The 14,603-nt window shown below is 70.5% G+C and carries 15 protein-coding genes; 8 read left to right on the forward strand and 7 right to left on the reverse strand.

Going from position 1 to position 14,603, the window contains the following annotated elements:
• Together DJ69_RS11330 and menD are read left to right on the forward strand one after the other, a co-directional pair.
• Positions 1-384: putative peptidoglycan binding domain-containing protein (locus tag DJ69_RS11330; protein WP_275539524.1), on the forward strand; the 384-nt coding region annotated here is incomplete at its 5' end.
• 60 nt (positions 385-444) lie between these two features.
• A complete protein-coding gene (gene menD / locus DJ69_RS11335; RefSeq protein ID WP_099255704.1) occupies positions 445-2,301 on the forward strand; it encodes a 2-succinyl-5-enolpyruvyl-6-hydroxy-3-cyclohexene-1-carboxylic-acid synthase in 1,857 nt (618 codons plus the stop codon).
• Positions 2,302-2,311: 10 nt separating this feature from the next.
• Here the strand turns inward: menD and DJ69_RS11340 are convergent, their stop codons facing one another.
• Positions 2,312-2,677, reverse strand: coding sequence for a BsuPI-related putative proteinase inhibitor (locus DJ69_RS11340; protein WP_099255705.1), 366 nt, complete (start codon positions 2,675-2,677; stop codon positions 2,312-2,314).
• Between the two features lie 135 nt (positions 2,678-2,812).
• Here DJ69_RS11340 and DJ69_RS11345 point away from each other — a divergent pair, with 135 nt between their 5' ends.
• Positions 2,813-3,565: a DUF2797 domain-containing protein gene (locus tag DJ69_RS11345; RefSeq protein WP_099255706.1), complete on the forward strand. Its 753-nt coding sequence runs from the start codon at positions 2,813-2,815 to the stop codon at positions 3,563-3,565.
• 31 nt (positions 3,566-3,596) lie between these two features.
• On the opposite strand, the gene DJ69_RS11350 is transcribed toward DJ69_RS11345, so the two are convergent.
• A complete protein-coding gene (locus DJ69_RS11350) occupies positions 3,597-3,938 on the reverse strand; it encodes an ASCH domain-containing protein (protein ID WP_099255707.1) in 342 nt (113 codons plus the stop codon).
• 187 nt (positions 3,939-4,125) lie between these two features.
• Between DJ69_RS11350 and pyrB the strand changes: the two genes are divergently transcribed.
• The 3 genes from pyrB (at position 4,126) to DJ69_RS11365 (ending at position 6,647) form a co-directional block, all read left to right on the forward strand.
• Positions 4,126-5,067, forward strand: a complete 942-nt coding sequence (pyrB, locus tag DJ69_RS11355) for an aspartate carbamoyltransferase (RefSeq protein ID WP_099255708.1) — start codon at positions 4,126-4,128, stop codon at positions 5,065-5,067.
• Positions 5,064-5,522: an aspartate carbamoyltransferase regulatory subunit gene (pyrI, locus tag DJ69_RS11360; protein WP_099255709.1), complete on the forward strand. Its 459-nt coding sequence runs from the start codon at positions 5,064-5,066 to the stop codon at positions 5,520-5,522. The genes pyrB and pyrI overlap by 4 nt, the downstream gene beginning before the upstream one ends.
• 264 nt (positions 5,523-5,786) lie before the next feature.
• Positions 5,787-6,647 (forward strand): glycoside hydrolase family 10 protein, encoded by an 861-nt coding sequence (locus tag DJ69_RS11365; RefSeq protein WP_099255710.1) that lies wholly within the window; start codon positions 5,787-5,789, stop codon positions 6,645-6,647.
• Positions 6,648-7,002: 355 nt separating this feature from the next.
• Here DJ69_RS11365 and DJ69_RS11370 read toward each other — a convergent pair whose 3' ends face one another.
• Positions 7,003-8,049, reverse strand: a complete 1,047-nt coding sequence (locus DJ69_RS11370) for a threonine aldolase family protein (RefSeq protein ID WP_099255711.1) — start codon at positions 8,047-8,049, stop codon at positions 7,003-7,005.
• Positions 8,050-8,174: 125 nt separating this feature from the next.
• Here DJ69_RS11370 and DJ69_RS11375 point away from each other — a divergent pair, with 125 nt between their 5' ends.
• The gene (locus DJ69_RS11375; RefSeq protein ID WP_099255712.1) at positions 8,175-9,698 is read left to right on the forward strand and encodes a carboxypeptidase M32; all 1,524 of its coding nucleotides are present in this window, start codon (positions 8,175-8,177) and stop codon (positions 9,696-9,698) included.
• Between the two features lie 52 nt (positions 9,699-9,750).
• On the forward strand, positions 9,751-10,644 hold the full coding sequence (locus DJ69_RS11380; RefSeq protein ID WP_099255713.1) for a mechanosensitive ion channel family protein: 894 nt from the start codon (positions 9,751-9,753) through the stop codon (positions 10,642-10,644).
• Between the two features lie 44 nt (positions 10,645-10,688).
• On the opposite strand, the gene DJ69_RS11385 is transcribed toward DJ69_RS11380, so the two are convergent.
• The 4 genes from DJ69_RS11385 to trpA form a co-directional block, all read right to left on the reverse strand.
• Entirely contained in the window at positions 10,689-11,303 is a 615-nt protein-coding gene (locus DJ69_RS11385) for a hypothetical protein (protein WP_099255714.1), read from the reverse strand.
• A 294-nt stretch (positions 11,304-11,597) separates the two neighbouring features.
• Complete coding sequence (locus DJ69_RS11390) at positions 11,598-12,770, reverse strand: 3-dehydroquinate synthase II (protein WP_099255715.1); 1,173 nt, start codon at positions 12,768-12,770, stop codon at positions 11,598-11,600.
• A gap of 167 nt (positions 12,771-12,937) precedes the next feature.
• Positions 12,938-13,729: a 2-amino-3,7-dideoxy-D-threo-hept-6-ulosonate synthase gene (locus DJ69_RS11395; RefSeq protein ID WP_099255716.1), complete on the reverse strand. Its 792-nt coding sequence runs from the start codon at positions 13,727-13,729 to the stop codon at positions 12,938-12,940.
• An 82-nt stretch (positions 13,730-13,811) separates the two neighbouring features.
• Positions 13,812-14,603 (reverse strand): tryptophan synthase subunit alpha (trpA, locus tag DJ69_RS11400; protein ID WP_099255717.1); only part of this gene is annotated, 792 nt, incomplete at its 5' end.

The following is a 14,603-nucleotide window of genomic DNA, read 5'->3' on the forward strand; positions in this document are numbered from 1 at the left end:
GTCGACGTGCGCGTCGACGACCACGACGCGCCGATCGACGAGCTGGAGCGGGTGTTCAAGCTGTACGACGTGACCCTGCTGGAGCGCGAGGCGCCCGCGGACACCCGAGAGCTGACCGGCGAGGCCGCCGCGGCGGTGTCGGCCGCGCTCGCGGACCTCGGGTTCCTCGACGAGGGCGAGACCGCCGCCGACGATTCCGAGGCGTTCGGCGATGCCGAGCGCGAGGCCCTCGAAACGTTCCGCGGGATGAACAACTTCGAGAACCACCCCGTCCCCGTGCTGGAGGACGCGCTCGCTCGCGGGTGGGCCGACGCCGCGGGCGAGGGGGAAGAGCGCCTCGTCGACGCGGTGTGGCACGGGCTCTCGCGACTCGACCGGGAGTAGGCGAACCCGACCGCGCCCGACCCGCGGGAGTATTTAAATCGGGACACCTAAGCGGTCGTCATGACTGCGCCGAACCGGAACACGCTGTGGGCGCGCGCCCTCGTCGACGAGCTCGTCGCCGCCGGCGTCGACGCCGTCGTTGCCTCGCCCGGAAGTCGCTCGACGCCGCTGACGATGGCCGCCGTGCGCAACGACGACCTGCGCGTCTTCTCCCAGTTGGACGAGCGCTCGGCCGCCTACTTCGCGCTGGGACGCGCGCGTCGGACCGGGGCGGTGACGCCGCTGATCTGCACCTCCGGCACCGCCGCCGCCAACTACCACCCCGCCGTGATGGAGGCGAGCGAGGCCCGCGTCCCCCTGCTCGCGCTCACGGCCGACCGCCCGCCGGAGCTCCGCGACTCGGGCGCGAACCAGACCGCCGATCAGGAGAAGCTGTACGGCGACGCCGTCCGGTTCTACAAGGACCTGCCAGAGCCCGCGCCGAACGATCGGGCGCTCCGGTCGCTCCGGACCACCGTCGCCCGCGCGGTCGGGACCGCCGAGGGCGCCGACCCCGGGCCGGTCCACCTCAACGTCCCCTTCAAGAAGCCGCTGGAGCCGACTCCCGTCTCCGACGACGTGCCCGCCGACCTCGATCCGACCGCGGAGCGCGGGCGCGACGGCCCCTACGTCGACGTGACCCCCGGATCGCCCGAGCCGGGCGACGAGGAGCTCCAGCGGCTCGCCAACGAGCTGTCGACGACCGACCGCGGGCTGATCGTCGCCGGTCCCGCGGACCCGCCGGGGCTCGACGCCGAGGCCGTCACCGCGCTGTCGCACGCGACGGGGTTCCCGATCCTCGCCGACCCCCTCTCCGGCGTCCGGTTCGGCGGGCACACGCGCGTCGCACCGGTCATCGGCGCCTACGACGCGTACCTCTCGGCGGAGGTCGCCGGCGCGTCCGGGACCGGGGCCGACTGGACCGACCCCGAACTCGTCCTCCGGCTCGGCGCGTCGCCGACCGCCAAGCGCCTCCGCAAGTACCTCGCCGAGACGGGCGCCGACCAGTATCAGGTCGACCCCGCCGGACGCTGGCGCGAGGCGGAGTTCGCGGCGACCGACCTCGTCGTCGCCGAGCCGAGCCGGCTCTGCGCCCGCCTCTCCCGGCTCGTCGTCGGGGGGAACGGCGACGCCGACTGGCGCGCGCAGTGGGAGGACGCCGACCGAACCGCCGGCGCGATTCACGGCCGGGCGGAGGACGGCGACGACCCCGCGCCCGACGATATCCCCTTCCACGAGGGCGACGCGCTCCGCGTCGTCGCCGACGCGCTCCCCGACCCCGCGACGCTGTTCGTCTCCAACTCGATGCCCGTCCGCGACCTGGACCGCTTCGTCGGGCCGACGACGACGAGCGTCACCGCCCTCGGCAACCGCGGCGTCTCCGGCATCGACGGCATCGTCTCCAGCGCCCTGGGCGCCGGGTCGGCGACGACCGACGACCTCACGCTCGTCGTCGGCGATCTGGCGCTGTACCACGACGGCAACGGGCTGCTCGCGCTCGACCGCTGCGACGTGGACGCGACGATCGTGCTGATCAACAACGACGGCGGCGGGATCTTCCACGCGCTCCCGATCGAGTCGTTCGAGTCGGCGTTCACGGAGGCGTTCAAAACGCCGCACGGCATCGAGTTCGAGCCGCTGGCCGACCTCCACGGGCTGGCGTACGCGCGGATCGACGCGCGGCCCGAGGAGCGACCGGAAGCGGCCGAATCCGCCGCGGCCGTCGCCGACGACCTCGCGGACGCGTACCGGCGGGCCCGCGACGCCGACGGCTCGCACCTGATCGAGGTGCGGACCGACGCCGAGACGAGCCACCGCACTCGCGAGCGCCTCGAAGCGGCGGTCAAGCGCGCGGTGCACGGTGACGGACGAGCGTAACCCGGCCCGCTCACTCGACCGCGACCGTCGCGGTCGCGCTCAGGTCGCGCTCCTCGGCGGTCACCTCGCCGACGATGCGGTACTCGCCCGACGGCGGGTCTTCCCACGTCCCCTCGTACGCGGTCGCCTCGCCCGGTTCGAGCGTCTCGCTCCCGAGCACCTGCGTGAACAGTCGCCCGGTGCCGTACCGCCAGGCTGGGTCGCCGGCTGTACCGCCACCCTCGCCCTCCTCGTCACTCCCGTAGGCGGCGAAGTCGGCGCGCTGGCCGGTCCGGAACCGCAGCGTCTCCGGCGCGTCTCCGACGTTGCGCACCGTTAGGGCGAGGTCGATCCCGTCGCCGTCGGTGGCGTTGACGGCGAGCGCGGCGTCGAGCATGGACGGGCATCGCGCGGGAACCGGCTTAAAAGCACGTGGCGGCCGGCTCGTCGCGCGGCGGGACCGTCACGGGAGGCCGCACCTGACCGGTCCGGCGACGACGCGCCTAAGTCGCGGCTCCCCGTACGAGAGCGCGTGCAGGTCGTCGGCTACGAGTCGGGCGAGGGGTTCACCGTCGCCAGCGGCGGCGCGGTCGAGTTCGTCGAGGCGACCCCCGGGACGGAACTCGCCTTCGGCCTCGGCGAGCGCCGCTGTGCGGGAACGGTTCACGACGGCGAGCACGTCGCCTGCGACGCCGACGACGCCCCGTACTGCGACGCCCACCGACACGTCTGGGTCTGCGCTCGCTGCACGGGGTCGTGTCTGAAAGACGAGATGGACTGCCACGAGGCGCACGCGGTGTACCTCGCGGCGTTCGCGCCCGACGTGCTGAAGGTGGGCGTCACGCGCCTGTGGCGGCTGGAGACCCGGCTCCGCGAGCAGGGGGCCGACCGCGCGGCCCACGTCCGAACGTACCCGGACGGGCGGGTCGCGCGCGAGGTCGAGGCCGAACTGGCGGCGCGCGACGGCCTCGTCGACCGGGTGCGCGTTCCGACCAAGCTCTCGGGGTTCGGGCGCGACGTGGACGCGGCGGCGTGGGAGGCGCTGCTGGATGGGTTCGATCCGATCGAGCGGTTCGCGTTCGACTACGGTCTCGACCTCGACGACCGTCCCGTCGCCGAGACGATGGCAGCGGGGACGGTGCGCGGCTGGAAGGGGCGCGTGCTCGTGCTCGATCGCGGCGGGTCGACGTACGCGGTCGACGCCAGGGAGCTGGTGGGGTACGAGCTGACCGAGGAGGTGCCGAACCGCGAGCTGCAGTCGAGTCTGGGCGCGTTCGGCCAGTGAGCGCCCGAGTAGCCGGCGCGCTGGCCGCCGCTCACTCGACGCGCTCGAACCGGTGTCGCACCACGTCGGCCTCGTCGTCCCAGTCGAAGTTGCCTCCGTGCGCGCGCGCCATTCGCTCCTTGTACGCCTCCAGCGACGGCGACCCCTCCCGTTTCGCGTCCTCGTCGGTCATGTCGCCGAGGGTGCGCTCGGTCACCGCGGTGAGTTCGAAGGTCACGCCGTCGATCTCGAACGTGTCGCCTTCCTCGCCGTACCGGTTCCCGCGGTGAAGCTGGGTCACGTCGCCGTCGAGCGCGCTCTGTTTCACGCGGTCGTTCGGCAGCAGGTCGGCCGGGTCGTTGGCGGCGTCGTCCGCCGCGTCGTTCTCGGACATACCCGCCCGTTGGGCGCGGATCGGTTTATACGCGTGGCCGGGGGTGTCGCCGGAGCGATCCGTGCTGACGCGCCGCGCGTTCTGCGAATCTCGAAGCCGTCGACGGCGACCGTATCCACGGACGTGAACACCCGCGTCGGCGGCCGAGCCGAGGGATTCAAGATACTGCCGGTCCCCTTCTCGGACGATGCGTCAGGACCACCTCATCACCGCGACGCAGCTCTCGCGGGATGACATCGAGGCGGTGCTCGACCGGGCCCGGGCGGTCGCCGACGACCCCGCCGCCTACGCGGACCGGCACGCCGGGCGCGTGCTCGCGCTCTGTTTCTTCGAGCCGAGCACGCGCACCCGGATGAGCTTCGACAGCGCGGCCAAACGCCTCGGTATCGACACCATCGACATGGGCGACGTGGACTCCTCGTCGGTGTCGAAGGGGGAGTCGCTCACGGACACCGTGCGCGTCATCGAGGGGTACGCGGACGCGCTCGTCCTCCGCCACCCGAGCGAGGGCGCCGCGACGCTGGCCGCGGAGCACGTCTCCGTCCCGGTCGTCAACGCCGGCGACGGTGCCGGCCAACACCCCTCACAGACCCTCCTCGATCTCCACACGATCCGCGAGAACCACGGGCTCGACGATCTCACGGTCGGCATCATGGGCGACCTGAAGTACGGCCGCACGGTGCACTCGCTCGCGGCGGCGCTCACGGAATTCGACGCCAACCAGCACTTCATCAGCCCGGAGTCGCTGCGGCTCCCGCGCTCCGTGCGCTTCGACCTCCACGAGACCGGCGCGCAGATCCGCGAACACGAGGAGCTGGAACCGGTGCTCGAGGAGCTCGACGTGCTGTACGTCACCCGGATCCAGAAAGAGCGGTTCCCGGACGAGAACGAGTATCACCGCGTCGCCGGCGAGTACCAGATCGACGCCGAGACGCTCGAAGACGCGTCCGACGACCTCACCGTGATGCACCCGCTCCCGCGCGTCGACGAGATCGCGCCCGACGTGGACGAGACCGACCACGCGACCTACTTCGAGCAGGCGCACAACGGGGTCCCGGTGCGGATGGCGCTGCTCGACACTCTCCTCGAAAACGCCGAGGCCACCGAGGGGATGGAGGTGGACCGATGAGCGACCACGAGCTGCGGGTCTCGAAGATCCGAGACGGCACCGTCATCGACCACGTCGAGGGCGGGCAGGCGCTCAACGTGCTCGCCATCTTGGGTATCGACGGCTCCGAGGGGTACGGCGTCTCGGTGGGGATGAACGTCCCCTCGGACCGGCTCGGTCGCAAGGACATCGTGAAGGTGGAGGAGCGAGAGCTCTCGCAGTCCGAGGTCGACGTGCTCTCGCTCATCGCGCCCGAGGCGACGATCAACATCGTCCGCGACTTCGAAGTGGTCGAGAAGAACCGCGTCACGCGCCCCGACAGCGTGACGGGCGTGCTCTCGTGTCCGAACCGGAACTGCATCACGAACGCCGACGAGCCGGTCGACACCCGGTTCGACGTGGTCGCCGACGGCGTTCGCTGCGACTACTGCTCGACGATCCTCCGCGCCGACATCGCCGACCACATCGACGTGTGACGGCCGGCGGCTCCCGGCCGCGATCGGCGAGGCTCCGGTAGATTTTAGCGGCCGCCGCCCGACGCGTCAGGTATGAGCAAGAAACTGAAGCTCGTCCTGGTCCTGTCGTTGGTCGCCCTCGCGTACTTCCTGTTCGCCGGCGACAAGGAGCCGGTCGAAGTCGAGTAATCGGACCGCCGCGCGACCCGCCGCCGAAGCGTTCGCCGACCACTCCTCGCGGGCGGATGCCCGCCGTTTTTACCCGTCAGTCACGTAGCGGCGCACATGTACGGGGTCGTCACGCGAAACGCCGACGAGGTCGAGATGGAGCCGTTCGACCTCGGCTTCTACGAGGTGAAAGACGTCACGGGGCGGGCGGCCGCACCCCTGCCGAACGCCGTGAACATGGTGTCGTGTTTCGGCGACAACGCCGCGGCGAGCGAGAACCCCGAGCTCGTCCCGGTCGACGAGCGCGGCGAGCCGGCGACCCGCGACCGCGACTACTTCGACTGGGCGTACATCTGCCCCACCCACCCGGAGTACCGCGAGGGACTGCTGGAGATCATCGAGGACTGCGCCGCCGAGAACGACGACGTGCGCCTCGACGACGTGGGGTTCCCGCGGGAGGGGTTCTGTCACTGTGACCGCTGCGAGCGGCGCTTCGCCGAGAGCGACCGCGACGACTGGACCGACTGGCGCGCCGACGTGATCACCGAGTTCGTCGCCGACGCCGCCGAGCGCGTGCCCGGTCGCGTGCTGCTCACGCTGTACCCGGACCCCTACCCCGACCACCTGCGAGCGCGGGCCGGCCTCGACCTCGATCGGCTCGCCGAGCACGTCGACGAGTTCGTGGTCCCGCTGTACGACACCGAATACGCCACGACCTACTGGCTGGAGACCATCGCCCGCGGGTTCCGCTCGCGGCTCGGCGGCGACTACGACGTGCACGGCGCGCCGCCCGAGACGCCGTTCTCGCTGGAGCTGTACGCGGTGGAAGTCGACGTCGACGACCTGATCCACGCCACGGAGGTCGCGGAGCGCTACGCGAAGGACGTGTTCTTCGGCTACGACGCCAACAACGCCGCCGCCGCGCTCCGCCGGAAGGACGCCGACGAGCGCGAGGGCGAAGTCCACCGACCCGACTGATCAGGTCGTCGGAGCAACACCGCCTCCGGTGACTGCCTCCGGCAACCCACTCACCTGTCCGACCGCCTCCGCCGGCCTATCTGACCCGGACCCACTGCCTCTGTCGCTCACCCGACCCGACCGGCGCCGCACGAACGAGGGTTTAAGTACCGGAGCGGCTGACCATTACTCGACCGGCCGCCGGTGTGCGACACCACTGGTCGTCTCGCGTTCGCGCGAGGCGGCCACCTTTCAACGTCCGCACCGTAGCGGCGGTCGCCCTACACGCTGAGCCGACGGCTCGTCGGCCGAGTCGCCGAACGCGAACGACGCATTACTGCCGCAGAGACGTGGATACGCGCGCTGACGACGACAGTTACGCCAGCTCCGCGACCGCGTCGCCGATCCGATCGATCGCGGCGTCGACATCGTCCCCGTCGACGTCGAGGTGCGTGGTGAACCGCGTCGTGTGCTCGGCGAACTCCACGCCGCCGACGCCGGCCTCCTCGCAGGCCGCCACGAGGTCCGCGGCCGCGATTCCGCCGTCGTCGGTGTGGGCGACGACGATGTTGGTGTCGGGCTCGGGCGCCCGGACCCCGTCGAGCGCGTCGAGGCCGGCCGCGAGCCGCTCCGCGTTGGCGTGGTCGTCGGCGAGCCGGTCGACGTTCTCCAGCGCGAGCAGGCCCGGCGCGGCGATCATCCCCGCCTGCCGCATCCCGCCGCCGAACAGCTTGCGGACGCGCCGAGCCTCCTCGACGAACGCCTCGTCGCCGGCGACGATCGAGCCGACCGGCGCGCCGAGCCCCTTGGAGAGGCAGAACGTGACGGTGTCGACGGGGTCGACGATCTCGCTCGCGTCGACGCCGAGCGCGACCGCGGCGTTGAACACGCGCGCCCCGTCGAGGTGGACCGGTACGTCGGCGTCGCGGGCGACCTCGGCGGCCGCCGCGATCTGCTCGACCGGGACCGCCGTGCCGCCGCGGTAGTTGTGGGTGTTCTCCAGCGAGAGGAGCCCGGTCCCGGGGCGGTGGAGGTCCTCCTCGACGAGCCCCTCTCGGACGGCCTCCGGCGTCGGGACGCATCGGTCGCCCGCGTCGATCGTCCGGGTCTGGGCGCCAGAGAGCTTCGCCGCGCCCGCCAGCTCCCATCGGTAGATGTGGGACTCGCGCTCCAGGAGGAGCTCCTGACCGGGCTCGGTGTGGACGTGGACGGCGATCTGGTTGGCCATCGTCCCGGAGGGTACGTACAGCGCGGCCTCCGTCCCGACCGCGTCGGCCGCGCGGCGCTCCAGCTCGTTGACGGTGGGGTCGTCGCGGTACACGTCGTCGCCGACCTCGGCGTCGCGGGCGGCCTCGCGCATCGCCGCTGAGGGCGCGGTGACGGTGTCGGATCGCAGGTCGATGAACGCGGCGGCTTCGGACATTCGTTGGCATCGGTTCGACGGCCGGTGGGAAATAGGTCGCGCTCCGGGCGGGGTCGACCGTCATCACGCGGCGGGCGAGGATCGCGTCCGGTCCCTTCTTAACTGACGCGGCCGTTCTCCGGCGCATGGCAACGGAAGTCGCCGACGACGCAGCCGACGCCCCCGACGCGTACGACGCCCTCCTCGACCGCGTTCGACGCTGGAACACGGTCGGGAGCGCCGCCGGCGTGCTCGGGTGGGACCAGCAGGTGATGATGCCCGAGGGCGGCACTCCCGCCCGGTCGAAGCAGCTCTCGACGCTCTCGTCGATCCGTCACGACCTCCTCACCGACGAGGAGACGGGTGACCTGCTCGACGAGCTCGCCGACGCCGAGCTCACCGACGAACAGGCGGCGGTCGTCCGCGAGGTCCGCCGCGAGTACGAGCGCGCCGACGCCGTCCCCGTCGAGCTCGTCGAGGAGATCTCCGAGGCGGGCACGGAGGCGCTGCAGGCGTGGGAAGCGGCGAAAGCCGAGGACGACTTCGACGCGTTCGCGCCGCACCTGGAGAAACACGTCGAGCTGAAGCGCGAGTACGCCGAGCACATCGACCCCGACCGCGACCCCTACGAGGTGTTGTTCGAGGAGTTCGAACCGTGCCTCTCGATGGAGCGCGCGGAGTCGATCCTGACCGAGCTCCGCGAGACGCTCGTCCCCATGATCGACGCGATCCGCGAGTCCGACGCCGACCTCGCCGTCGACACCTTCGAGGGGACGTTCCCCGAAGACGAACAGGAGGCGCTCGCGCGCGAGACCCTCGAACTGGTCGGCTACGACTTCGACCGCGGCCGGCTCGACGTCTCCTCGCACCCGTTCACCGCCGGGAACCAGTTCGACTGCCGCGTGACCACCCGATTCGACGAGTCCGACCCGCTCGGCGCCGTCAGCTCCACGATCCACGAGTTCGGCCACGCGCAGTACAACCTCGGGCTCCCGCAGGAGCAGTTCGGGACGCCGCTCGGCGAGTCCCGAGACCTGTCGGTTCACGAGTCGCAGTCGCGGCTCTGGGAGAACCACGTCGGCCGCAGCCGAGCGTTCTGGGAGCTGTTCCTCCCGACGTTCAAAGAGCACTTCCCGGAGACCGACGACGCGACCGTCGAGGACGCCTATCAGGCGGTCAACCAGGTCCACGAGGACAACCTCATCCGCGTCGAGGCCGACGAGCTCACCTACCACCTCCACATCGTCGTCCGGTTCGAGATCGAGCGCGACCTGGTTCGCGGCGATCTCGCGGTCGAGGACGTGCCCGAGGTCTGGAACGACAAGTACGAGGAGTACCTCGGGATCCGGCCCGACAACGACGCCGAGGGCTGTCTCCAGGACATCCACTGGAGCCACGGCAACTTCGGCTACTTCCCCACCTACTCGCTCGGCTCCGTCATGGCCGCCCAGCTGTTCGAGGCCGCCGAGAGCGAGATCGACGACCTCAACGCGAAGATCGCCGACGGCGACTTCGACGACCTCCGCGAGTGGCTCTCGGAGAACGTTCACCGGCACGGCTCCCGCTACGAGACGAACGAGCTGGTCAAACGGGCGACCGGCGACGACTTCTCGGCGGACGCCTTCACCGACTACGTCGAGCAGAAGTACGGCGAGCTGTACGGGATCTAGCTCGCGTACCCGGCGGTCGGGGTTTTTAGCGATACGCCGCCATTCGTAGCGCATGCTCGGTCAGGTGTCTCCGCCGGAGTGGGCGACAGACGTCTTCTCGGCGTACGATCAGGTGTTTTCGGAGCTGTTCTGGTTTCTCGTGGGGTTCGGTGTCGTCTACCTCGTCGGTCAGGCGTTTCTCGTTCCCTTCCTGACCCGCGTCGTGAGAGCGCGCAACCGGAACAACCCGACGATCGAGACCGCCGCGAAGACGTACCTACGGGTGCTCTTCATCGGCTTTGCGACCCTCTCGGGCATCATCACCGCCGGCTACGGACGGGTGCTCTCCGACTCGGCGGTCATTATCGCGGCGCTCACGTTCGCGCTCGGGATCGCCGGACAGCAGGTGTTCGGGTCGCTTATCAGCGGGATGTTCCTCGTCGCCGACCCGGATTTCAACGTCGGCGACTGGATCGAGTGGCCGGGCGGGAGCGGCACCGTCGAAGAGGTCGACTTCCGCGTCACTCGGATCCGGACGCCGAACAACGAGACCGTCTCGGTCCCCAACACCGAACTCACGACCAACGCCATCACCCGACCCTACGGTCGGAACACGTACCGAATCACGGAACAGGCGTCCGTCGCCTATTACGAGGACGCCGAGCGGGCCCTGCTGGAGTTGCGACAGATCGCCGCGACGCTCGATCCGATCCTCGGTGATCCGGCGCCGAACGCCCGCCTCGTCGAACTCGGCGACAACGCGATCACGATACAGGCGGAGTTCTGGGTCGACGACCCGAGAGACAAGGACCTGATGACGATTCGCTCCGACTTCCGCCGGGCGGTGAAACGGCGCTTCGACGAGGAGGGGATCACGCTCGCCCCCCCCCCGTCTGCCCAGTTGCTCTCGGGGGAAGTGACCGTGACGGAGCGCCCGCCCGACTCGTCCGCTTCGAGCGGCGAGTGAACGCGAACTCGGCGGCTTCGGGTACCCCGACTTCGACAGAGCCGTTATGCGCCCAGTCGGAGCCCGGTCATCAGGACGATGATCCCGAGCATCGCTGCGGCCTCGAACAGGCCGACGACGAGGTTCTTCTTCTCGATCGCTTCGAGCCGCGACGGGTCGGGGTCCGCCGATCGGCTCTCGTAGTACGCACTGAGGTGGATCCGGTTCGGCACGAGGAGCCCGAAGACGAACAGGCCCCAGCCCAGGCCCAGAGACAGCGTCGGCCACCGCCCGCCGAAGCCGTAGCCGAGTCCGAATTCGGATCCGAGCAAGAGCGTCCCCGAGATGGCGGTCGTCAGCGAGAAGCCGACCAGGAAAAACACCACCTTGGGGGTGAGCGCCGTCGTCACCGCCGCCGCGGTGTCGCGGTCCAACCCGCCGAGGGCCGGCCCGATCACCGCCGGGAAGATCAGCGCGAACCCGAACCACACCGCGCCGGCGGCGACGTGGGTATAAAACAGGAGCGTGGTGCTCGACAACAGCACGCTCGCGACCACGAACGACAGCGGCACCGCGATGCTCCCCACCGCGAACGCCGGGTTCGCGGCCGATGCCAGATGCTGAACGCGATCCACTACGCTTCCATCTGTCACGCGACCCTGCTCGTGACTCACAGCCATGGGTCGAGGAAGGGTAACATGTTTGGTAATAGTAACGGTCTGGGCAACCCTTTGACAGGAATGCGACGCCGACTCCGATCCGGTCGGACGTGTCGTTCTTCGGGAAGGTCACGTCACTCGCCGGCTCGTGAGTGATTGCCCCCGCCGGTCGGCCGCTCGTTTATCATGGCCTCCCCCTGGTCGGCCACTCTGCTCGCGGCTGCGCCGCTCGCAACGGGGCCTCGCATCGCTCGGCCCCGCTACTCACGGGCCTTCGGCCCGTTCGTCAGCAGTGGCCTCCCCCTGGTCGGCCACTCACTTCTCGATGATACTTTCCTCAACCGCCTCGCCGAAGTGGCGCGCCACGTCCTCGTAGTAGACGAGCGCCTCGTCGCCCGCCTCCAGATCCGTGACCGCCTTCTTGCCCTCCGCGGTCGCGACCTTCACCGTCTCGGCGTTCTGGATCAGCGTCTCGACGCGGTCGGTCCCCTCCTCCGTCTCGACCTCCGCCTGTAGCCGGAACATCGGCCGCTTCTCGATCTTCACGCGCCCGACGATCGCCTCGCGGGTGTGCCCGGCGGTGTCGACGACCTGCACCTCGTCGCCGCTCGTCAGCTCCGCGAGGTAGTTGGTGCCGCCCTCGGCGTTGCGGACGTACGCGTGGACCGCGCCGGCGTTCACGCGGAACGGGCGCGACTCGACGTAGGGCGACTCCGCGGTCTCGGCGTGGACGAAGAACAGCCCGCGCGACATCGACCCCACGAGCATCCCCTCGTCGTCGTCCATCAGCGAGCCGGTGTCGATACAGACGCGGTCGGCCATCCCGGTGCGCTCGACCGCGGTGACCTCGGCGTGCCGGAGGTCGAGCGTCTCGCGGTCGGCGGCGTCGCGGGCGTCGACCGCCCCGCGGATCTCGTCGGGGGAGTCCGCGTCGAGGAGGACGCCGTCGGCGCCGATCTCCAGCGTCTCGAAGGCGGTCCGGGCCTCGGCGGCGGTCGTCGCGCCCGCGACGAGGTGCGTCTCCTCGCCGACCCGCGCGATCAGGTTCTCCAGCGGGATGATCGACCAGTCCTCGCCGACGATGACCGTGAAGTCGGCGTCGGTCGCGGCCTCCTCGGCGAAGCGCTCGTACTCGGTGCCGAGCACCCGGACGTAGACGCCCTGCGCGCGGTCGTCGCGCCGGCGGACCGTCGTGAGGTCCGCGGAGCCCGACAGGTCCTCGGGCATGTCGATCGTGCCGTCGCCCTCGCCGCCCTTCCCGACGAAGTAGGCGTCGGCCTCGGGGGCGTCCTCGGCGTCGTCGATCACGTCCGCCTCCGAGCGGAACGCGGCGACCGAGATGTCGCCGAGGTCGCGGACGCGCCCCACGTCGGTCTCGTCGACGAGTACCCAGTCCGCGCCGGCCTCGATGGCCGCCGTGATCCGTCGCTTGCGCGCCTCCCAGTCGCCGACGTCGCCGTCGGCCTTCACCCAGACCGTGCGTGTCATTGTCGGAACCTCACGGCGGGCGGGCTTGAAAACTGCGGAAGGGTCGGGCGTTGCGCGTGGCGACGGGGCGCGAAGACGACAACGCACTCATCGCTGATGCCGTGTCGTCCGGTGTACGCTTTCGAGGAGACACGCCGCCTGCTGACGCGCCTGTCGGAGCGGCCGGCTTACGCCTCGACGAACCCGCCCGCGGCGAGCGCCTCATCGACCGACGCGTCGTCGTGGATGACCGCCGACACCGCGCGAGCGATCCCTTCCGGGTCCTCGTGTTGGAAGATCGACCGTCCCATCGACACGCCGGCCGCGTCGCCGTCCATCGCGCCGCGCACCATCTCCACCGTTTCGCGGTCCGTCCCCTTCGCGCCGCCCGCGATGACGACCGGGAGGCGGGTCGACTCCGTCACGCGGGCGAAGGAGTCGCCGTCGCCGGAGTAGCCCGTCTTCACCACGTCGGCGCCGAGCTCCTCGGCGAGCCGGACGGCGTGCCCGAGCGACTCCGCGTCCGTGCTGTCGACGCCGGGGCCGCGCGCGTACGCCATCGCGAGCACGGGGAGGCCGAGCCGGTCGGCGTCCGCGGTCAGCTCCGCGAGCTCCTCGATCTGGTCCGGCTCGTGGTCCGAGCCGACGTTGATGTGGAACGAGACGGCGTCGGCGCCCGCGCGTACCGCGTCCTCGGCGGTGGCGGTGACGCGCTTGTCGCTCTCGTCGGGGCCGATCGTGGTCGACCCGTTCACATGGACGATGTAGCCCGCGTCGTTCTTGTTCTCGTGGACGCGCGGCGCGATCCCCTTCTGGGTGAGCACCGCGTCCGCGCCGCCGCTCGTGACGCCGTCGATCGTCGACTCGATGTCGACGAGCCCCTCGACGGCGCCCATCGTGAGCCCGTGGTCCATCGGGACGATGAGGTATCGGTCGTTTGTGGAGATGCGGTCGAGTCGTGCTGAGAGTCCTGCTGTCATGATGGTGTCGGTCGTTGTGTGAGTGTGTGGCAATCGTAGGTAAGTGGGTTTCGTTCGGGGTCGTATTGGCTCGAAGCCGGAGTCACCGCGACTCCGGCGCCTCGACGCGGGCGGCGTAGCCCCGCTCGGCGCCCGCCTTCAGCTCCCGCGAGAGCGCCTCCAGCCGGTCGGCGACCTCGGCGGTCGACAGATCCTCCTCGACGCCCTCGGCGACGATGTCGACGAGCGCCGAGCCGACGATGATCCCGTCGGCGCCGCCCGCGACGATGCGCTCGGCGTGCTCGCCGGCCGAGATACCGAATCCGACGGCCTTCGGCACGTCGTACTCGCGGAGCCGGTCGAGGCTCTGCGTGGTCTGGTCGGACACGTCGCTGCGCGCGCCGGTCGTCCCGAGCCGCGCCTGCACGTAGACGTAGCCGGACACCCGGCTCATGATCCGATCGAGGCGGTCGCCGACCGTGGTGGGCGCGACGATGAACACGAGGTCGAGTCCGAACTCGTCGCACGCCTCGCGCAGCGGGTCGGCCTCCTCCGCCGGGAGGTCGGGGACCACGAGCCCCTCGATGCCGGCCGCGGCGGCGCGCTCGACGAACGGCCTGGGACCGGACTCCTGCCCGTACTGGTAGATCAGGTTGTAGTACGTCATACAGACGAGCGGCGCCTCGACCTCCAACTCCTCCGCGAAGCCGAAGAACCGGTCCGGCGTCATGCCGGCGTCGAGCGCGCGGACCAGCGCCCCCTGAATCGTTGACCCCTCCGCGATCGGCTCGGAGAAGGGGAGCCCGAGTTCGATCACGTCCGCGCCGCCGCGGTCGAGCGCCTCGACGTACGCCTTCGACGACTCGTAGTCCGGATCGCCGACGGCGAGGTACGG

Origin of the sequence: Halorubrum persicum (assembly GCF_002727125.1) — an archaeon.
GTDB classification, from domain to species: Archaea; Halobacteriota; Halobacteria; order Halobacteriales; family Haloferacaceae; genus Halorubrum; species Halorubrum persicum.

Coding starts and splice junctions, on each gene's coding strand:
- menD (WP_099255704.1), top strand. CDS start 445: ATGACTGCGCCGAACCGGAACACGCTGTGGGCGCGCGCCCTCGTCGAC.
- DJ69_RS11340 (WP_099255705.1), bottom strand. CDS start 2,677: ATGCTCGACGCCGCGCTCGCCGTCAACGCCACCGACGGCGACGGGATC.
- DJ69_RS11350 (WP_099255707.1), bottom strand. CDS start 3,938: ATGTCCGAGAACGACGCGGCGGACGACGCCGCCAACGACCCGGCCGAC.
- pyrB (WP_099255708.1), top strand. CDS start 4,126: ATGCGTCAGGACCACCTCATCACCGCGACGCAGCTCTCGCGGGATGAC.
- pyrI (WP_099255709.1), top strand. CDS start 5,064: ATGAGCGACCACGAGCTGCGGGTCTCGAAGATCCGAGACGGCACCGTC.
- DJ69_RS11365 (WP_099255710.1), top strand. CDS start 5,787: ATGTACGGGGTCGTCACGCGAAACGCCGACGAGGTCGAGATGGAGCCG.
- DJ69_RS11370 (WP_099255711.1), bottom strand. CDS start 8,049: ATGTCCGAAGCCGCCGCGTTCATCGACCTGCGATCCGACACCGTCACC.
- DJ69_RS11375 (WP_099255712.1), top strand. CDS start 8,175: ATGGCAACGGAAGTCGCCGACGACGCAGCCGACGCCCCCGACGCGTAC.
- DJ69_RS11380 (WP_099255713.1), top strand. CDS start 9,751: ATGCTCGGTCAGGTGTCTCCGCCGGAGTGGGCGACAGACGTCTTCTCG.
- DJ69_RS11385 (WP_099255714.1), bottom strand. CDS start 11,303: ATGGCTGTGAGTCACGAGCAGGGTCGCGTGACAGATGGAAGCGTAGTG.
- DJ69_RS11390 (WP_099255715.1), bottom strand. CDS start 12,770: ATGACACGCACGGTCTGGGTGAAGGCCGACGGCGACGTCGGCGACTGG.
- DJ69_RS11395 (WP_099255716.1), bottom strand. CDS start 13,729: ATGACAGCAGGACTCTCAGCACGACTCGACCGCATCTCCACAAACGAC.